This window comes from Streptomyces sp. NBC_00576 (assembly GCF_036345175.1).
In the GTDB taxonomy this organism is placed as follows: domain Bacteria; phylum Actinomycetota; class Actinomycetes; order Streptomycetales; family Streptomycetaceae; genus Streptomyces.
Genome location: NZ_CP107780.1, coordinates 817623 through 837279, shown reverse-complemented (window position 1 = coordinate 837279; position 19657 = coordinate 817623). Strand labels below are relative to the sequence as shown.

The 19657-nt window shown below is 70.1% G+C and carries 13 protein-coding genes; 6 read left to right on the top strand and 7 right to left on the bottom strand.

The annotated features are described in order from the left end of the window. The first annotated feature begins 67 nt into the window (after positions 1-67). The 5 genes from OG734_RS03600 (at position 68) to OG734_RS03580 (ending at position 8571) form a co-directional block, all read left to right on the top strand. Entirely contained in the window at positions 68-3160 is a 3093-nt protein-coding gene (locus tag OG734_RS03600) for a glycoside hydrolase family 2 TIM barrel-domain containing protein (RefSeq protein ID WP_330286001.1), read from the top strand. Between the two features lie 274 nt (positions 3161-3434). After that, positions 3435-5678 carry a glycoside hydrolase family 9 protein gene (locus tag OG734_RS03595; protein WP_330286000.1) on the top strand — a complete coding sequence of 748 codons (2244 nt, stop codon included), beginning with the start codon at positions 3435-3437 and terminating at the stop codon, positions 5676-5678. Positions 5679-5781: 103 nt separating this feature from the next. Then, positions 5782-6030, top strand: coding sequence for a hypothetical protein (locus tag OG734_RS03590; RefSeq protein WP_053745132.1), 249 nt, complete (start codon positions 5782-5784; stop codon positions 6028-6030). Positions 6031-6033: 3 nt separating this feature from the next. After that, a complete protein-coding gene (locus tag OG734_RS03585) occupies positions 6034-6411 on the top strand; it encodes a toxin Doc (RefSeq protein WP_053745133.1) in 378 nt (125 codons plus the stop codon). A gap of 501 nt (positions 6412-6912) precedes the next feature. Then, positions 6913-8571, top strand: coding sequence for an RICIN domain-containing protein (locus OG734_RS03580; RefSeq protein WP_330285999.1), 1659 nt, complete (start codon positions 6913-6915; stop codon positions 8569-8571). A 237-nt stretch (positions 8572-8808) separates the two neighbouring features. On the opposite strand, the gene OG734_RS03575 is transcribed toward OG734_RS03580, so the two are convergent. After that, the gene (locus tag OG734_RS03575; RefSeq protein ID WP_330285998.1) at positions 8809-9504 is read right to left on the bottom strand and encodes an alpha/beta fold hydrolase; all 696 of its coding nucleotides are present in this window, start codon (positions 9502-9504) and stop codon (positions 8809-8811) included. A gap of 351 nt (positions 9505-9855) precedes the next feature. On the opposite strand from OG734_RS03575, the gene OG734_RS03570 reads away from it, so the two are divergent. Beyond that, positions 9856-10290, top strand: coding sequence for a protease inhibitor (locus tag OG734_RS03570; protein ID WP_330285997.1), 435 nt, complete (start codon positions 9856-9858; stop codon positions 10288-10290). A 163-nt stretch (positions 10291-10453) separates the two neighbouring features. Here the strand turns inward: OG734_RS03570 and OG734_RS03565 are convergent, their stop codons facing one another. The 6 genes from OG734_RS03565 to OG734_RS03540 all read right to left on the bottom strand — a co-directional run bounded on the left by OG734_RS03565 (position 10454) and on the right by OG734_RS03540 (position 19308). Further along, positions 10454-10864 (bottom strand): STAS domain-containing protein, encoded by a 411-nt coding sequence (locus OG734_RS03565; protein ID WP_330285996.1) that lies wholly within the window; start codon positions 10862-10864, stop codon positions 10454-10456. 219 nt (positions 10865-11083) lie between these two features. After that, positions 11084-12595, bottom strand: a complete 1512-nt coding sequence (locus OG734_RS03560; protein WP_330285995.1) for an MFS transporter — start codon at positions 12593-12595, stop codon at positions 11084-11086. 517 nt (positions 12596-13112) lie between these two features. After that, positions 13113-15929, bottom strand: a complete 2817-nt coding sequence (locus tag OG734_RS03555; protein ID WP_330285994.1) for an NHLP bacteriocin export ABC transporter permease/ATPase subunit — start codon at positions 15927-15929, stop codon at positions 13113-13115. Between the two features lies 1 nt (position 15930). After that, a complete protein-coding gene (locus OG734_RS03550) occupies positions 15931-18153 on the bottom strand; it encodes an NHLP family bacteriocin export ABC transporter peptidase/permease/ATPase subunit (RefSeq protein ID WP_330285993.1) in 2223 nt (740 codons plus the stop codon). Continuing rightward, complete coding sequence (locus tag OG734_RS03545; protein ID WP_330285992.1) at positions 18150-18956, bottom strand: HlyD family efflux transporter periplasmic adaptor subunit; 807 nt, start codon at positions 18954-18956, stop codon at positions 18150-18152. The genes OG734_RS03550 and OG734_RS03545 overlap by 4 nt, the downstream gene beginning before the upstream one ends. Positions 18957-19089: 133 nt before the next feature. Then, positions 19090-19308: a type A2 lantipeptide gene (locus OG734_RS03540; protein WP_330285991.1), complete on the bottom strand. Its 219-nt coding sequence runs from the start codon at positions 19306-19308 to the stop codon at positions 19090-19092. Between the last annotated feature and the right edge of the window lie 349 nt (positions 19309-19657).

Sequence of the window (19657 nt, the reverse complement as noted above, 5' to 3'; positions counted from 1 at the left end):
CAGCGTCAGAATCTGTTCGTTAACGATCAGTTGTGAGTACTTCTGGGTCCTGATGAGGGAGAGCCGTATGACGGTCACTCGCAGATCGGTGTTGGTCGCCGGTACGTCCGCCCCCGCGGCCGGAGCCCTGGTGGGCACCGCGGCCGATGCGCGGGCCGCCGTCGGCCGGGCCGGCCGCCGAACCGTCCCGCTGCGGGACGGCTGGCGCTTCGCGCTGGTCGACCCGGGCGGGATCACCGACCCCACGGGCGCGTACGCGAACGCCCCCGACCCCGCTTACGACGACTCGGCGTGGCGGACGGTCGCCGTCCCGCACGACTGGAGCATCGAACTCACTCCGACCACCGACCACGGCACCACCAGTGGCACCGGGTTCTTCCCCGGCGGCCTCGGCTGGTACCGCCTGGCCTTCACCCTTCCGCCCGCGCTGGCCGGCAAGCGGATCTCGGTGGAGTTCGACGGCGTCTACATGGACTCGTACGTCTACTGCAACGGCACGGAGGTCGGCCGCCACCCCTACGGCTACACCGGTTTCGCTCTCGACCTCACCGGCCTCCTGCGCACCGACGGCACCACCGAGAACGTGCTCGCGGTCAAAGTGCAGAACCGGCTGCCCAGCAGCCGTTGGTACTCGGGCAGCGGCATCTACCGCGAGGCCCGCCTGGTCGTCACCGAACCGGTGCACGTGGAGCGCTGGGGTACGTACGTCACCACGCCGGAGATCACCGAAGACCGCGCCGTCGTCCGGGTGCGGACCTCCGTGGTGAACGCGTCCGGCGCCGCCGCCGACGTCGAGGTCGTCTCCCGGATCGTCGATCCCCGCGGCCGTACGGTCGCCCGGACCGCCTCCACGGTCACCGTCACCGACCGGTCCACCGAGACCCATGAACTCAGGGTCCGCGAACCGAAGTTGTGGGACATCGCGGCCCCGCACCGCTACACCCTGAAAACCGAACTGCGCGTCGGCGGCACCACCGTGGACACCTACCGCACGACCTTCGGCATCCGTAGCTTCCGCTTCGACCCGGACGAGGGCTTCCAGCTCAACGGCACCCATCACAAGATCAAGGGAGTCGACCTCCACCACGACCTGGGCGCCCTCGGGGCCGCTGTCAGCATCGACGCGATCCGCCGGCAGCTGACCATCATGAAGTCGATGGGCGTCAACGCCTTCCGCACCTCCCACAACCCGCCCTCGCCGGAGATGATCCAGGTCTGCGAGGAATTGGGCATCGTGATGACGGTGGAGGCCTTCGACTGCTGGCGGACCGGCAAGACCCGCTACGACTACGGCCGGTTCTTCGACGAGTGGTGCGAGAAGGACGCCACCGAGATGGTGCTCGCGGCCCGCAACTCGCCCGCCGTGCTGATGTGGTCGATCGGCAACGAGATCACCGACTCCACCCAGACCGCCGGCCTCGCCATGGCCGACCGGATCATCGGCGCGATCAGGGCGGCGGACGACACCCGCCCGCTCGTCATCGGCTCCGACAAGTACCGCACCCCGCCCGCGAAGGGTTCCGCGGCCGATCTGATGCTGGCCAAGCTCGACGGCCTCGGCCTCAACTACAACACCGCGAAGTCGGTGGACAACCTGCACATCGCCTACCCGCATCTGTTCCTCTTCGAGTCGGAGTCCTCCTCGGAGACCTCCACACGCGGCACCTACCAGGAGCCGGGACACCTCAACACCGGCGAGAACCACACCCCGGGCAGGCGCGCGGTCTCGTCCTACGACAACAACCTCGCCTCCTGGACGATGAGCGGCGAGTACGGTCTGAAGAAGGACCGGGACCGCAGGTGGTTCGCGGGCGAGTTCCTGTGGTCGGGCATCGACTACATCGGCGAACCGACCCCGTACAACGTGTTCCCGGTGAAGGCGTCCTTCTTCGGGGCGGTCGACACGGCCGGCTTTCCCAAGGACATGTACCACCTGTTCCGGAGCCAGTGGACGAGCGAGCCCATGGTCCATCTGCTCCCGATGACCTGGAACCACGAACCGGGCAGCGCGGTGGAGGTCTGGGCCTACGCGAACGTCGACACGGTGGAGTTGTTCCTCAACGGAAAGTCCCTGGGCACAAGGAAGTTCGACACGAAGAAGACGGTCGACGGCCGTGTCTACCTGGAGACCACAGAGGCCACCGGCGACGACAAGACGGTCACCTCCGGCCCCTGGCCCGGCAGTTACACCAGCCCGAACGGCAGCGCCGGCAAACTCCACCTGACCTGGCAGGTGCCGTACGAGCCGGGCGAGTTGAAGGCGGTGGCCCGGCGGGACGGGCGGGTCGTGGCGACGGACATCCTGCGGACGGCGGGCCCGGCGCACGCCATACGGCTCACCGCGGACCGCAAGTCCCAGGCGGCGGACGGCCGTTCGCTGTGCTTCGTGACCGCCGACGTGGTCGACACCCGGGGCGTGGTCGTGCCCGGCGCCGAGCACCTGCTCGCCTTCGAGGTCGACGGCGGCTCCCTGGCCGGCCTCGACAACGGGCGCGAGGAGAGCGCCGAGCGCTATCAGGCGAGCACCCGAACCGCCTTCCACGGCAAGGCACTTGCCATCGTCAGGGCGGGCACGGAGGCGGGTCGCCTCAAGGTGACGGCCCGCTCGGCGGGGCTGCGCACGGGCACGGTCGTGGTCCGTACGACGGCTGCTCGCGACGAGGCGCTGACTCCGGCCGCAGACCTCGCACCCGACCCGGGTCCGGGCGCGCCCACCTACCCTCGGGCGGACGCCAGTTACTCCGGCCGCCCGGACACCCTGCCCGCCGCGATGCTCGACGGTGCGCCTGCCACCGGCTGGTCCAACGGCTTCTACAAGTCGCCGACCGCGCTGCTGCCGGCGTTCAGCGGCGCCCGCGCCGAGGACTGGGTCTCGGTCGACTGGGGACGGGCGCGCGACTTCACCCGGGTCGAGGTCTCCTTCACGGTGGACGCGACGCATACGCTGCCGGCGTCTGTCGCGGTGTCGGTGCGGGACGGCGACCGGTATGTGCCGGTGCCGGACGCGACGGTCCAGTGGGCGGACACCTCCGACGCGCCCACGGTGATCGCCTTCGCGGCGGTACGAGGCACGGGCCTGCGGCTGGACCTGACAAGCCGATACCCGGGGGAGGAGCGGGGCGCGCTACGGATCAGCCGATTGGAGGCACCGGCGGGCTGAGCAAGGGTTTCCTCGCACCTCGAACGCCAGCCGGCATTTTCAGCCCGTCCGGCGTTTGAGGACGAGGCCCCTTCAGGGCCGAAGCGGGGGCCTGGGGGCGGCAGCCCCCAGGGATGGGCCGGGTAGGGGCGGCGGGGGCGAAATCCTGTTCGGACAGTTGACGCGCCGTACGACCTCGCACAGCATGGGCCACGTCCGCATCTGGGAGCGCTCCCACCGCAAGCGCCGCTCTTCTCGCACCCGCGCCCCCACCCTCCCCCCGAGGAGCCCAGACGTGAAACGACGCAGAACCACCCTGCTCTCGGTGACCGCCCTCCTCGCGGCGGCCCTCACCGCACTGCCCGCCGGACCAGCCGGCGCCGAAGAGATCGAGCAGGTCAAGAACGGCACCTTCGACACCACCACCGCCCCCTGGTGGACGACCACCAACGTCACCGCCGGCCTCGCCGACGGCGGCCTCTGCGCCGACGTACCCGGCGGCACCACCAACCGTTGGGACGCCGCCGTCGGCCAGAACGACATCACCCTCGTCAAGGGTCAGTCGTACCGGTTCGCCTTCAAGGCGAACGCCGGGTCCGCAGGACACGTCGTCCGGGCGATCGTCGGCCTGTCGGTGTCGCCCTACGACACCTACTTCGAGGTGAGCCCGCAGCTGAGCACGTCGGGCGACTCCTACACGTACACGTTCACCGCACCCGCGGACACGGCCCAGGGCCAGGTCGGTTTCCAGCTCGGCGGCAGCGCCGACCCCTTCCGGTTCTGTATGGACGACGTGTCGCTGCTGGGCGGGGTACCGCCCGAGGTGTACGAACCCGACACCGGACCCCGCGTACGGGTCAACCAGGTCGCCTATCTGCCCGCCGGCCCGAAGAACGCCACGCTGGTCACCGGCGCCACGCAGCCCCTGCCCTGGCAGCTGAAGAAGGCCGACGGAAAGACGGTGGCCCACGGCAGGACCGTGCCGCGCGGTACCGACGCCTCCTCCGGGCAGAACGTCCACTCGATCGACTTCGGCTCCTACGGCAAGCGCGGCACCGGCCTCACGCTGGTCGCCGACGGCGAGACGAGCCGCCCCTTCGACATCGACGCGAGCGCCTACGACCGACTGCGGCGGGACTCGCTGAAGTACTACTACACGCAGCGCAGCGGCATCGCGATCCGCGACGACCTGCGCCCCGGCTACGCCCGCCCCGCCGGCCACGTCGATGCGGCGCCCAACCAGGGCGACTCCCGCGTGCCGTGCCAGCCGGGCGTGTGCGACTACACCCTCGACGTGACCGGCGGCTGGTACGACGCCGGCGACCACGGCAAATACGTCGTCAACGGGGGCATCTCCACGTGGGAGCTGCTGAGCACCTACGAGCGCGCCCTGCACGCCCGTACGGGGCAGCGGGACAAACTCGGTGACGGCACGCTCGCCATCCCGGAGAGCGGCAACAAGGTGCCGGACGTCCTGGACGAGGCCCGCTGGGAGCTGGACTTCCTGCTGAAGATGCAGGTGCCCGACGGGCAGCCGCTGGCCGGCATGGCGCACCACAAGATGCACGACGAGCAGTGGACCGGGCTGCCGCTGCTGCCGAGCGCCGACCCGCAGAAGCGCGAACTGCACCCGCCGACCACCGAGGCCACCCTGAACCTGGCGGCCACGGCGGCGCAGGCGGCCCGGCTGTACCGGCCCTACGACCGCCCGTTCGCCGCGCGGGCCCTCGCCGTGGCGCGCAAGGCATGGACTGCGGCCCTGGCCCACCCCGCGATCCACCCCGACCCGAACGACGGGACCGGCGGCGGCGCCTACCCCGACACCGACGCGCAGGACGAGTTCTACTGGGCGGCCGCCGAGCTGTATCTCACCACCGGTGAGAAGCCGTTCGAGCAGCACATCCTGAGCTCACCGGTCCACACGGCCGACATCTTCGTCCCCCTCGGCTTCGACTGGGCCAGGACCGCCGCAGCAGGCCGCCTCGACCTGGCGACAGTCCCCAGTCGGCTGCCGGGCCGGGACAAGGTCCGCCAGTCCGTCATCAAGGGCGCCGACCGCTATCTGACCACGCTGGCAGCACAGCCGTACGGCATGCCCTACGCCCCCGACGCCAACGTGTACGACTGGGGCTCCAACGCCCAGGTCCTCAACAACGCCGTCGTCATCGCCACCGCGTACGACATCAGCGGCGGCTCGAAGTACCGGGACGGCGCGCTCCAGAGCATGGACTACCTCCTCGGCCGCAACGCGCTGAACATGTCGTACGTGACGGGTTACGGCGAGGTCAACTCCCATCAGCAGCACAGCCGTTGGTACGCCCACCAGCTCGACCCGAACATGCCGAGCCCGCCCGACGGCACGCTCGCCGGCGGCCCCAACTCCAGCATTCAGGACCCCTACGCACAGAGCAAACTCCAGGGCTGCGTCGGCCAGTTCTGCTACATCGACGACATCCAGTCCTGGTCGACGAACGAGCACACGATCAACTGGAACGCGGCCCTGGCCCGCATGGCGACCTTCGTGGCCGACCAGGGGTAGCCGGGCTGCGCAACGGGCTGTCCCTCGCCCCCTCGGTACCACCGCCTCACCTACCTGACCAGGGGATATTTACGGGTAAGTACCGGCGAGGTACCGTGGGGGCATGCCTGCTCTGAATGTGGAGTTCAGTGACCGCGAGCTAGAGGACCTGCGGCAGATCGCCAAGGAGCGCGGTACGTCGATGAAGGCGCTCGTGCGGGAGGCGGCGGCGGCCGACATCGCCCGGCACCGGGCGCTGCAGGAGGGCGCGGAGGAATTCCGGCGGTTCTTCGCGGCCCACGCCGACGAGTTCGCCGCCGCGTTCCCCGAGGACGAACCGGTCGCGCCGGGTCGTCAGGGACAGGTCGCCTGACCGATGGCTCCCGTCATCCATATCGACGTGCCGTGGCTGCTCCAGCGCCACGAAGAGGTCCTCCCGGACCAGCCCACGGTCAACGACTTCTCCGCCCTGGTGGCCGCAGTGGCCCGGCACCGGGTCGACCCGCCGCGCCTGGGCGTGGACTCCGACCCCGCCTGGCGGGCCGCCGCTCTGCTGCACACTCTCGCGCTGCTCAAGCCGCTGCCGTCGGCCAACGCGCGCTTCGCCTGTGCCACCGCCGTGGCGTACATGTTCGTGAGCGACGTCGGCATCGACCCGCCCTACGGCGCTCTCGTCGACCTCGCCCGCGACCTGATCTCGGGCAAGACCGACGTCTACGGCGCGGCCGACCGGCTGCGCTCCTGGCAGATCTGAGCAATTCTTCCCTTCTTCGGTTCTTCCCTTCTTCGGAAGTCGTCGAGTCTTCGGAGACGTAGAGCTGGGCCCGCCCTCGGGGCCGCCGACCGAGGGCGGGAGGAACGGGGTCGGCGGCCGTTTCGCGCGGGAGAGCCGCCGTTTCCGCGCGGGGCCTCCGAGAAGGGCCGGTTCCAGTGGACTGCACCGCTGCACGCGCCGGGAGCGTGCGAGGCGCACCGCCGCGTGCGCGTGGTTCACACGGGGCGCGGGAAAAATTCCGAAAAGGGGTACGAGTGTCGAGAGTTTCTCCTGTTGCTGACTTTCCTTCAATGAATGGATGTTGCCCAAGTGCCTTGTTGGCCAGGAGAGACTTGTGCAAGGGTGAACTACCTGTGCAGGGGGAATGGCCGGGCTCGAGTCGCCGGTGGTGATTCGGTGGCGGTCCAGCGCCACAGCCGGGGCGGGGGACACAGCCGGGAACCTCTGTGAGTTGCCCGCGCCTGGGAAGGAAACCGCTCAGTGCCCCACCCCCACCCCACTCGTCCGTCTCACCTCCCGTACTCCGGTGGGGTCCCGGGGGAATCGGACGAGAGTCTCGCCGCGCAGCTCAGAGGCAGGCCGGAGGGTGAGACCGGGCCGGCCGTGGCCCTGCTGACGGCGCGGCACTGGCAGTCGACCCACGAGTACGCGGTCATCTGCCTCGCGGCTTCGGGCCAGACCGCCTCCATGGTCACCGCTGCAGCCTTCCACCAGGTCCTGGAGCGGGTGATGCGGGCCGAGTCGGCCGTCGCGCTGCGCCCCCGGTTCCTCGTGGCCGTACGCGACACAGTCAGGGACTGGGCCGCCGACGACCGCATATCCGATGTACTGCCGGAGCTGACGAAACCGGCGGGCGGTCGCGGTATGCGCGCGGCGAAGTCCATGACGCCGGAAAACCGGAAGCTCGCGCAGCGTTCATTCCAGGCCCTTCCCGGACTCGCCCAGTGTCTGCTGTGGCACACCGAGGTGGAGGCCGAGCCGATGAATGTTCCCGCCGACCTTCTTGGCATGGACACGGATACGGCCGCGGCGTCGCTGGAACAGGCCCGCGAACAATTCCGCGAGGGTTGTGTACGCGCCCACCGGGAACTCGCGCCGTCCAAGGAATGCCGGTTCTACAACCGCCTTCTCGACGTCCCGATCCGGCGCGGCGGCGCTCTGCTGCCCGATGTGCAGCAGCATCTGATGGAGTGCCGCTACTGCCGTTACGCCGCCGAGCAGTTGAGCCATGTCGAGGGCGGCCTGGACACGATGCTCGCCGAGGCGGTGCTCGGCTGGGGCGCCCGTCGCTACCTCGACTCCCGCCCGGGGCGCACCCAGGGCGGCGCGAGGGCGCGGGGCCATGCCCGACATGGTGGCAGCGGTGGGCGCGGTACCGGTGGCCGGGGGATCGGCGTGGGGCGCCATCGTCTGCTGTCACGGATTCCCTCCCCGCGCCGCCCGGTGCCGGGTGTACCCCGGAACAGGAGAACCCTGTTCACCAGCGTGGGCCTGGCCTCGGCCGTCGTTCTCGCGGTCGTGCTGGGCAGTGGGCTGTGGCCGAAGGACGGCAGTGGCGCCGACCCGGCTGCCTCGTCAAGCGCGACCGGCGGACGTACCCTGGCGCCCGGCGCCTCGCCGACCCCGCCCGCGGTGTCCTCCTCGCCGCCCGCGAACCCGACAGCCACCCGGCAGACCCGGCTGCGCAACGTCACAGCCGACCTGTGCCTCGACATCCGGGGCGGCAGGGCCACGGCCGGCGCCGTCGCCAAGCTCGCGTCCTGCTCGACCGCGTGGACCCAGCTGTGGTCGTACGAGGACGACGGTCTGTTGCGCAGTGTCGCCAACCCCGAGCTGTGCCTGGACTCGCACGCCGACGCCGGAGTCGTCATCCTCGGCCGCTGTGCCGCCGCGTCCGCCGAGCGGGGCGACGACGTCCGCTACGACCTCACCGTGCGGGGCGAGTTGCTGCCCCGCTGGGAGGAGGGCCTCGCCGTCGCCCCGGCCTCCGACGACCCGGACACGGACGTGGTCGTCAAGGTTCGCGACGGCTCCGCGGGACAACGCTGGCTGACGGACACGGTCACCGCCAGCCCCGGCTCCCTGTCGATAGGGGGCCCACGGGGCAGGGCGGCACAGGTAGACGCGGATCCGACGTAGCGGCGTGTTTCCCACCCGCTCTCCCACCTGTCCCGGCCCGTTTGCCAGGCGCCCTCGAACCACTCGCTGCGGGGCGGCATCTCCAGCCGTCCGGCCGGCACCATTCAGCCCGTCTGGGGGTCCCCCTCTGGGGGAGTTTGGGGACAAGGCCCGTTCAGGGCCGGAGCGGGGGTCTGGGGGCGCAGCCCCCAGGAACGGGATGGGACGGGTAAGGGCGGCGGGGGCGAAAACCCTCGGTCAGATTCCGGTCGCCGCCCGGTGCAGCACCGCGGCCAGTTCACGCGGCCGGGAGAACATCGGCCAGTGCCCGGTGTCCAGCTCGGCCAGTGCCCACCGGTCGCTCTTGAGCAGTTCCACCACGTCCTCGGACGGCTCCGGATCGTCGAGCAGACACTTGACGTAGGTCGCCGGGAGGTCACCCAGCGAGCCCGTGAGGACAGCGGGCTCGGTGAGGGTGGCTCCCGGATGAGGTGTCGAGCCGCTCACGATCCGCGAGATCTGTTCGTCGGTGAGCCCCTGGCCCGCGAAGTGGGCCGCCGACGCGGCCGGCCAGAAACCCCCGTTGTCGGCGATCGACGCCTCCACCCCGGCACTGTCCCAACCCCACAGGAACGACTTTCCGTCGGCCGGGACACTCGCGTCGACGAACACCACCCGGCCCAGCCGCTCACCGATCAGCTCGGCGGCCTGCCCGACCGGTATCCCCGCGTAACTGTGCCCGACGAGCACCACATCCCACAGATCGAGGCGCTCGACCTCCTCGACGATGTCCCGCACATGGGTCCGCTGCCCGGCCGGCTCGCCCCGCCGCTCCGCCAGCCCCGACAACGTCAGCGCGTGCACACCGTGCGCGGCGGCGCGCAACTCGACCACTACCTCGTCCCACGCCCACGCACCGAGCCGGGCGCCCGCGACCAACACGAATTCGCTCACGCCGGACAACGTAGCGCGAGGCTCTGACAGCGCCCCCAGCAGGCCCGGCGGTCTTCCAGGGCTGACCGGAATGTTTCAGGCCTATTAAAAAGGCAGGCAGATCCAGCCATCAGGCCGCCCCGAACGATCAACAGCCGCTCCGTTACGGGCTTCAGGCGTTCGACTCCCGTAACTTCACGCCACTGATTCAATACGCAAGGTTACTGAAACGCATGGGGTCGAGATGAGTTTCGGCGCCGGACTCGGCAGACTCACGCTCGCCGATCCGGCCCGACCGGCTGGGATCGAGCACCCATGCGGACCATTTGACCTTCGATTCGCATCTTCGAACTGAGCGGAAGGATGCACACAATGCCGAACACCGCGCGCTGGGCAGCGACTCTGACCCTGACGGCCACCGCCGTCTGCGGCTCCCTCACCGGGGCCGCCGTCGCTGCCCCGGCCCCCGCGCCCTCCGGGCTCTACGCACCCTCGGCCCTCGTACTCACCCTGGGGCACGGTGACATCGCGGCGGCCGTCACCCCTGAGCGTGCCGTCACCCTGACCTGTGCGCCGACGGCGTCGGGTACGCACCCGGCGGCGGCCGACGCCTGCGCCGAACTCCGCGCCGCCGGAGGGGACTTCGACGCCCTGGCGGCGAGAGGCGACGTGAAGTGCACCAAGCAGTACGACCCCGTGGTCGTCACCGTCGAAGGCGTGTGGCGGGGCAAGCGGGTCGCTTATGAGCGGACCTTCGCGAACGACTGCGTGAAGAACACCTACGGGACGGCCGTCTTCACGTTCTAGGGACCGGGGTCGCGCGCTCCCGTGGGCATCGCAGGACGCTCGCGGATGGGGAGAGCGGAAACCCTGTGTCGCGGGTGTCGCGCGACCTCGCAGCGGGGCCGGTCGGTGGTGTGGGGCCACCGGCCGGCCCATTGGCGTGTGTGGGGATGGGGAACTGCGTCCCCTATTCGGATTCGGGGATGCGGGTGAGGGGTGGGAAGCGGTCGAGCAGGCCCGAGGCGTGCAGCAGACGGTGGAGGCGGGGCGTGTCGGACACCACGCGCAGTCGCCCGCCGCGCTCGCGGGCCCGGCTGTCGGCGCGGCAGAGTTCGCGCAGGCCCGAGCAGTCGAAGAAGGCGACGCGCCGGAGGTCGACCAGTACGTCCGGGCCGGGGTGCGAGGTGGCGGCGTCCAGATGCTCGCAGAGGGAGCCCGCGGTCGCCATGTCGATCTCGCCGAAGACCTCGACAACGGTGAACGGCCCGCTCGCACACGTACGGGCATACGGGTTGGCCGTCGGCGGCAGGGCTCCGGACGAGTCCGAGGCCGTGTGCTCGGACGGCCCGGGGGTGCGGTCGTCGGCTTCCGGCGTCATGGCTGCTCCACCTCTGCAGTGGGCGCATTCGGTCTCGGTAGCTACCCCGGCGGAGCCCGGAGCATCCCTGAGGCGCCGTCCGCAAGATCTAGTTCACTCGACAAGGTGAATTACGGACTCCTTGATTGACATTTCCGTGCGCCATGCAGTCACAGCAGCCAGGAGGGGCCGCCGTCTCCCTGAAGACGGCGGCCCCTCGGTCTCTGGGGTTCGGGCGGGTCACATGTGGACCACCGGCGCGGCGTTCTCGTCCTGGGCCGGGACGCCGGGGCGGTACAGCAGGAAGGTGATCAGCGCGCCCGCGGCGAAGAAGCCGGCCGACCACCAGAAGGCGGTGGTGTAGCTCTCGATCGTCGACTGGGCCTGGACCAGCTTGTCTGCCGCGTTCCGGCCGGACAGATAGTTGGTCGCGGCGCTCGCGGCGAGCGTGCTCAGCAGGGCCGTGCCGACCGAACCGCCCACCTGCTGCATGGTGTTGACCGTCGCGGAGGCAACTCCCGCGTCCTCGGCGCCGATCCCGCTGGTGGCCAGTTGCATCGCGGGCGGCATGATGGCGCCCATGCCCGCGCCGATGACCAGCAGTTGCGGGAGCACGGCGGTGCTGAAGTCCGAGCCGACGTCGATACCGGTCAGCCAGACCATGCCGGCCGCACCGAGGACGAAGCCCAGCGGGATGATGATCTTGGGGCCGAAGCGGGGCACGAGCCTGGTGGTCGAGACCTGGGCCGCGACCATCAGGGCCGCCATCATCGGCATGAAGGCCAGGCCGGTCTTGGTCGGGCTGAAGCCGAGGTTCAGCTGCAGGTAGTAGGTGAGGAAGAGGAAGACGCCGAACATCGCCGCGCCGGAGATGAGCACCGTGAGGAATGAGGCCGCACGGTCACGGTCGAGCAGGACGCGCATCGGCAGCAGCGGGTGCTTGGCCCGGGTCTGCCACTGGGTGAACGCCGCGAGGAGCAGGACTCCCGCGATCAGGAAGCCCCAGGTCTGCGGCGAACTCCAGTCGTGCGACTCGGCGTTGGAGAAGCCGTAGACGACGGAGAAGAGACCGGCGGAGACCAGTACGGTGCCCGGGACGTCGATCTTGGAGTTGGCGGCGTCACGGTGGTTGCTCAGCAGTATCCAGCCGCCCACGAACGCGACGACGGCGAAGACCAGGTTGACGTACAGCGTCCAGCGCCAGTCGAGCGCGTCGGTCAGCAGGCCGCCGAGCAGCAGGCCCACCGCGCCGCCGGCTCCGGCGATCGCGCCGTAGACGCTGAACGCGCGGGCCTTCTCGCGCGCGTCGGTGAAGGTCGTGTTGAGGAGTGAGAGGGCGGCGGGCGCGAGCAGCGCGCCGAAGACACCCTGGAGGGCCCGGGCGACGACCAGCATCTCGAAACCGTTGGCGGCGCCACCGAGGACGGAGGCGCCGGCGAATCCGGCGACGCCGATGAGGAAGGCGGGCTTGCGGCCGAACAGGTCGGCGATCCGGCCGCCGAGCAGCAGCAGGGAGGCGAATGCCAGCGCGTAGGCGGTGACGATCCACTGGCGGTTGCCGTCGGAGAAGCCGAGGTCGGCCTGGGCGGAGGGGAGGGCGATGTTCACGATGGTGGCGTCGAGGACGACCATCAGCTGCGCGATACCGATGATCGCGAGGATCCACCACCGCTGCGCGTTCGGCGCGGCGGACCCCTTGTCCGTGTTGTTCGTGACGCCCTTCGGGGCGCCTTCGGTAAGGGATTGAGACATCTGAGCACACTCCAGGGAAGGTCGCTTCTGGCGAGGAGCGACGAGTGGTGACGGAGAGCGAAAGGGAACGGGGGGAGCAGGGGATTACGAATATGTAAACGAAACGGTTTCGTACTCCCGACGTGTTGAGATTAGCCCACTTTCATCGAAACGGCAAAGTATCGATACGGGAAAGTATCGTTAGGGGCCCTGCTGATGATCAGCGGCGCCGGGGGAGACGCTGGGGCTACCGGCGCGCCAAATCCCGCAGCACAGGTGGCGGTGCCACTCCCATGCCGCTGACCGGAGCCCGGCATCCACACGGAGTTCCTGCGCCACCCGTCGCCCTTCGCGGCGGCCCTGCGAGGGTTCCCCGGGGCCCGTAGCCCCGCCGTCCCGCGCCGACTGATACGGAGCGCGTCGCCTCCCGCGCGGGACCGGCGGTTCATGTCCGCCCGGTCGGCCCGGATGCCGCTCCCCTTCGGTCCCGGCGACCTCTGTCGCCCTTGTCAGTGTCCCGGCGGGGTTCTGCTGCCGGCTACGCCAACTGCCGTCGCACCAGTTCGTGCAGCCGCCCGCCCGTGTCCGCCAGCAACCGGTCCGGAGGGCCCTCCTGGGCGACCTTGCCGTCCTCCATCACGATCACCCGGTCCGCGTCCAGCACCGTGGACAGACGGTGCGCGATCACGATCCGGGTGGCGTTCAGCGCGCGGGTGCTCTCGATGACCGTGCGCTGCGTCTCGTTGTCCAGGGCGCTGGTCGCCTCGTCGAAGAAGAGGATGCGCGGCCTGCGGATCAGCGCCTGCGCGATCATCAGCCGCTGCCGCTGACCGCCCGAGATCGCGCCGCTGCCCTGGACGATGGTGTGCAGGCCCATCGGCATCCGACCGATGTCCTCCGCGAGGCCCGCCATCGCGGCGGCGGCCATCGCCTCCTCCGGTGTGTACGGCTCGGTGCCGCAGATGACGTCGAGGATCGAACCCGTCATCGGCTGGGCGTGCTGGAGCACCACACCGCACTGGCGTCGTACGGCCGACTGGTCGAGCGCGCCCAGGTCCTGACCGTCGTACAGCACACTGCCCGAGACCGGTCTGTCGAAGCCGATCAGCAGGCGCAGCAGCGTCGACTTGCCGCAGCCGCTGGGGCCGACGATCGCCACGAACTCGCCCGCCCGCACCTGGAAGGACACGTCGTCCAGGACGAGCGGGCCGTCGTCCGCGTAGCGGAAGGAGAGCCGGCGAGCCTCGATCGCGCCGGTCAGCACGCCCGGCCGGGTGCTCGCGACGCGTACCTCCGGGGTCGCCTCCAGCACCGGCTTGATCTCCTCGTACAGCGGGAGCGCGGCCACGCCGGAGACGAAGGCGCCGGTCAGCTGGGTGACCGAGGTCAGGAGCATCGTCACCGACGTGTTGAAGGTGAGGAAGGCCGCCGCCGACATCTCACCGCGTGCCGGTCCCGCGAGCAGCATGAACATCAGCAGGGTGCAGATCGGCAGGTACACCGCGCCCAGCACCGTGGTGAGGTTCTTGATGCGGCCGACCTTCTGCTGCAGTTCGCGGCTGCGCGCGAACTCGCCCGCCCAGGCCGCGTACGCGTAGTTCTCGGCTGCCGCGACCCGCAGCTTGGGCAGGCCGCGCAGGGTCTGGAAGGCCTGGTTGTTCAGCTTGTTGGAGAGCACGATCAGCCGCCGCTGCCAGCGCACCTGCCACAGTCCGAGCCCGAGGAACACGGCGGCGATCACCACGAGCATGCCTACCGCCGCCAGCGCCATCGGGACGCTGTAGTAGAGGAGCAGGCCGAGGTTCATCGCCGCGACCGTGACCGACTGCGTGACGACGGGGGCAACTCCCGCCAGCAGCTTGCGGATCGCGCTGATACCCATCGCCGCGCTCGCCAGCTCACCGGTCGAGCGCTCGGTGAAGAACTTCGTCGGCAGGCGCAACAGCCGGTCCCAGACGGCCGGTTGGAGCGTCGCCTCGATCCGGCCCTCCATCCGGAGCAGGGTGAGGTTCTGCAGCAGTGTGAAGGCCGCCGCCACCACACTGCTGATCATCACGGCCAGACAGAACTGAACGATCAGTGTGGTCTGCGCCTTGGGCACGAACTCGCCGAGCACCTTGCCGGTGGCGACCGGTACCAGCGCCCCGATCGCGATGGTCACCAGGCTGCTCAGCAGCAGGTTCACCACATCGCCCCGGCTGCCACCCATACTGAACCGGAGCAGTCGCAGCGGGGTCATGCCGCGTTCTGGCAGCGGGCGGTAGAACATCACCGCCCGCTCCTCGAACTCCGCCGCGTTCGCCTTCTCCACCGGAGTCTCGCGTCCCGACGAGGGCTGCAGGGCCACATAGCCGCCGCGTCGCCACAGCAGTGCGACCGGTGCGCCCGACAGACTGCGGTGGCCGATCAGCGGGCCGACGTTGTCGTGCCACCAGCGCCCGTCGAGCCGGACGGCCCGGGTGCGCACGCGGGAGGCGAGCGCGATCCGCTCGACCGGGTCGAGCCGGTCGCTCTCGGTGCCGCTCTGCGCGGGTTCGGCGAGCGTGATCCCGGCCGCCTCGGCGACCAGCTTGCAGGCCGCGTACGTGGCGTCGGCGTCGGCGGCCGTCGTGCGCTTCGCCGACGGCTTGCCGATCGACGCCAGCAGCGTCCGGTCGGCCTGGGCCCGGACGGCCTCGCCGGCCTTGATACCGGCGGCCGTACGGGTCTCATGGCTGCGTTCCAGCTGCTCGATCCACCGGTCCAGGGTGGTGAGCAGCCGGTACTGCTGGTCGACCATGCCCTGCCAGACCCCGGGGTCCATCAGCAGATCGGCGGCGGCCTCGGCGCCGTACAGCGATCCGTACTGCACGCTGCCCGGCGGGACCTGCATCCAGAACACGTCGTCGTCGGTCGGCGCGGCGGCCCGTTCCGAGGCCATCGGCGCCTGGAAGAGGATCGACAGTCCGCGTCCGACGCCCAGGGCGAGGGCGTACTCCAGTGGGCTGGTCGCCGGGGGCACGTACTGGGCGTTGCCGTACTCGTCGTACGACCAGGTCTCCGTGCCCGGCGACTGGTACAGCTCGCGCAGGCCGACGCGGTGCACCACGCAGTCGCGCACCGGGCGGGCGACCAGCGTATGGTCCGGGCCGGTGACCGGGCCGAGCAGCAGCGCGCCCGCCTCCAGCCGGCCGATGTGATGCCACTGGCCCTGCTCCACGGCGTCCACCGCGTACAGGTCGAGCGCGCCGGCCGCGACCAGCCACAGCACCTGCGGGCCTTCGAGATCGAGGCGGCCCTGCCCGGACAGGTCGAACCGCGTCCCCATCTGGCCGAGCGCGCTCAGGACGACATCGCCCTCGTGAACGGTCGTCATCTCATCGCTCCCTGACCAGCTCGGCGTACGCCCCGCCGGCCGCCACCAGGGCGTCGTGCCGCCCGCGTTCCACGATCGTGCCGTGCTGGAGCACGACGATCTCGTCGCTGTCGCGCACCGTGCTGAGCCGGTGCGCGATCACCACACAGGCGCAGCCGCGCTTGCGCAGGTTGTCGATCACCGTCTGCTCGGTCTCCGCGTCCAGCGCGCTGGTCACCTCGTCGAGGACGAGAATGCTGGGGTTGCGCACCAACGCCCGCGCGATCTCCAGGCGTTGGCGCTGTCCGCCGGAGAAGTTCCGCCCGTCCTGCTCGACCCGGCTGTGGATACCGCCCGGCCGACGCGTGATGACGTCGTACAGCGCCGCGTCCTCGAGCGCCGCCACCACCGACTCGTCCGGGATCGACGGGTCCCACAGCGCCACGTTGTCGCGGACGCTGCCCTCGAACAGGAATACGTCCTGGTCGACGAAGGAGACCGAGGCCGCGAGCGCGCCGCGCGGAATGTCCTCCAGTCGCTGCCCGTCGATACGGATGACACCCTCCCAGGGCGCGTACAGGCCCGAAATGAGCCTGGAGACAGTCGACTTGCCGCTGCCGGAGCCGCCGACCAGCGCCACCTGCTGCCCCGGACCGACGGTCAGGTCGAAGCCGGACAGCAGCGGCTTGTCGAGTGGGCTGTAGCCGAAGGTGATGTCCTGGAGCTCGACGTGGCCGTGCAGCCGGCGCGTCGAGTCGCCGCCGCCCGGGCGGGCGTACAGCGGATCCGCCTGGAAGTTCTCGACGTCCTTGAGCCGGGCCACGTCCGCCGCGAAGTCCTGGATACGGCCCGCCACACCGTTGAGCCGGGTGAGGGGTGCGGTGAACCGCACGACCAGGGCCTGGAAGGCCACCAGCAGACCCACGGATATATGGCCCTCGACCGCCCGCATCCCGCCGATCCACAGGATCAGCGCGCTGTTGAGCGTCGCGAGCGTCGGCGCGACCACCCCCAGCCAGGCGCTCGGCACTCCCAGCCGCTGCTGTTCCTCCAGCGTGGTCGCGTGTTGCCCGGCCCACTTGCGGAAGTACCCCTCCTCGCCGCCGGTCGCCTTCATCGTCTCGATCAACTGGAGCCCGGAATACGCGGTGTTGGTCAACCGGGCGTTGTCCGCGCGCAGTTTCGCGGTACGGGTCGCCCGCAGCCGGATCACCACCCGCATGGCCACGATGTTGAGCAGCGCGACACCGATGCCGACGGCCGTCAACTGCGGGTCGTACGTATAGAGGAGTACGGCGTACAGCACGACGACGATCGCGTCGACGCCAGCCGCCGCGAGGTCGCGGGCCAGCGTCTCGGACACCGCGTCGTTCGACTGGAGGCGCTGGACCAGGTCGGCCGGGCTGCGCTGGGAGAAGAAGGTGACCGGCAGGCGCAGCAGATGGCGCAGGAAGCGGGCGCTGCTCAGCGTCGAGGAGATGATGCGGCCGTGCAGCAGGTTCGCCTGTTGCAGCCAGGTCAGCACGAGGGTCAGTGCCACGCACGCACCCATCGACGCGAACAGCACCTCCAGCATCGAGGTCTGGCCGCCGATCAGGAACGTGTCGATGTAGGTGCGGCTGAGTGCGGGCATCGCGGCGCCCACCGCCACCAGCAGCAGACTCGCCAGGATCGCGGCCGGCATCGTGCCCGAAGTACCGCGCAGCCGGGCCGGCATGGCACCCAGGACGCCCGGCTTGCGCCCGCCGCGCTCGAAGTCGGGGCCCGGCTCCATGACGAGGACGACACCGGTGAAACTGGAGTCGAAGTCCTCCATCGGCACGAACCGACGGCCCTTGCCAGGGTCGTTGATGTACACCCCGCGCCGGCCGAGGCGGCGCCCCATACCGTCGAGGACGACGTAGTGGTTGAACTCCCAGAACAGGATCGCGGGCGCGTTCACCTCGGCGAGTGCCGCCGTGTCCATCTGCATGCCCTTGGCCGTCAGACCGTAACTCCGGGCCGCCTTCAGGAGGTTGCTGGCGCGCGAGCCGTCCCGCGACACACCGCAGGCGATCCGCAGCTCTTCGAGGGGGATGTGCCGCCCGTAGTGCCCGAGGACCATGGCGAGCGAGGCCGCGCCGCATTCCACGGCCTCCATCTGGAGAACGGTCGGCGTGCGCACGGACCTGCCGCTGCTCTTGGGGACCGTGCGCCGGGGCGGGGCCGAGCGGCGCTTGGCCCGGGAGTTCTGTGCGGCACTCACGGCAGCAGCCAATCGACGGGACGCTGGTCGGCCAGCCGGATCGAACCCGACGCCAGGGTCATGGAGGTGAGCGCGAACGGCGGCCCCTCGGCCGACGACCACTTGTAACCGCTCTTCGTCGCCGACGACTTGTCCAGCTTCACCAGGACGGCGACCGGCCGGCCCTGCTTCGTGAACTGCTCGCCCAGCTGGCTGTCCCCGAGGAACGCGCCGATCTGCTGTTGCGTCTGGGCGGCCCGGTCCACCGACTTCACATGGCCGCGCAGCACCCCGTACTGCTGGGTGGGCGCGGTCTGGACGCTCAGGTCGACGGCCGCGTTCGCGGGAATCGTGGCGGCGCTCTCGGCCGGGACGTACACCGTCGCGTACAGCGGGTCGCTCGCGCGGGCGACCTTCTCGATGGCCGCGATGTTCGTGCCCGTACCGATGATCTGGCCGATCGTGGCGGCGAGCGCGCTGAGCCGGCCCGCGGCGACCGAGCGGACGACCGACTCGCCGGAGGCCGTACGGACCTTCAGCACAGGGGAGTTGGCGGGCAGCCGGGCGCCCTCCTCGGCGAGGACCGCGGTGATCTGGCCGGAGACGGGACTCTGCAGGACGTAACTGCCCTCCCCGTGCGTGAGGACGGCGGGCGCACTGACCGTGGAGGAGACGGACCCCGTGACCGCCCACACGGACGCGGCGGCCATCACGACGACCGTGACGGAGAGGACCAGCCAGCCCTGGGGGCGTGCGAAACGCACCGGAAGGTCCAGCTCTTCGGCCGACTGGAGCTTGGCGAGGGCCTGTTGGCGGAACTGCACGGGCTTTCCTCACCTGCGTAAGAAGATCAAGAAGACCTGTGGAAGGACCTGCCTGAGAAAGCCGGCGGGTTTGTGACACCCGAGAGTCCCGGAACCGGGAACGGTTCCGGGACTCAGCGGCGCCAGGCGTCGATCAGAGACCGGAGACCAGGCCGGTGACCGCACCGGTGTGCAGGCCGGTGAGGCCCTCGAGCGTGCCGGTGAGGGAGCCGACCAGCGGGAGCGCGCCGGGGGCAACGCTGTCCACCAGGTTCGTGGCGGTGCCGACGGCGTTCAGGGAGAGACCGCCGGAGACGGCGTCGAGAGCGGCGTCCGACAGCTCGGCGGTCTCAACCTGGGGGGTGGAGTTCATGATGGAACCAACCTTCATATGGGGATTTCACAAGGGGGGAGCGGCCCCCTCTGGGGGACAGATGACGGCCGCGACCGCGGGGCTGCTCAGGCTCGTTTCTGAAAACCTCAGCGGCCCCTGCGATGCGATGGATCAAAGCACGCCCGTGCAGCGCGCTTCCAATCAACCAACCGCCTCACCAGGGCATTTGAGACCCACCGGCCCCACAGCGTGAGGGTGTGCGCACGCCTTGGTGGCGACTTCTTCACATGCCGCACGGCTTCGGTGCACCCCGGCTCTTGCGGTCGGGTGCGCGCGGCACCCATGGGTGTGCGGCGGAATCGGACAGTCCGCCACCAAAGGCGTGGCG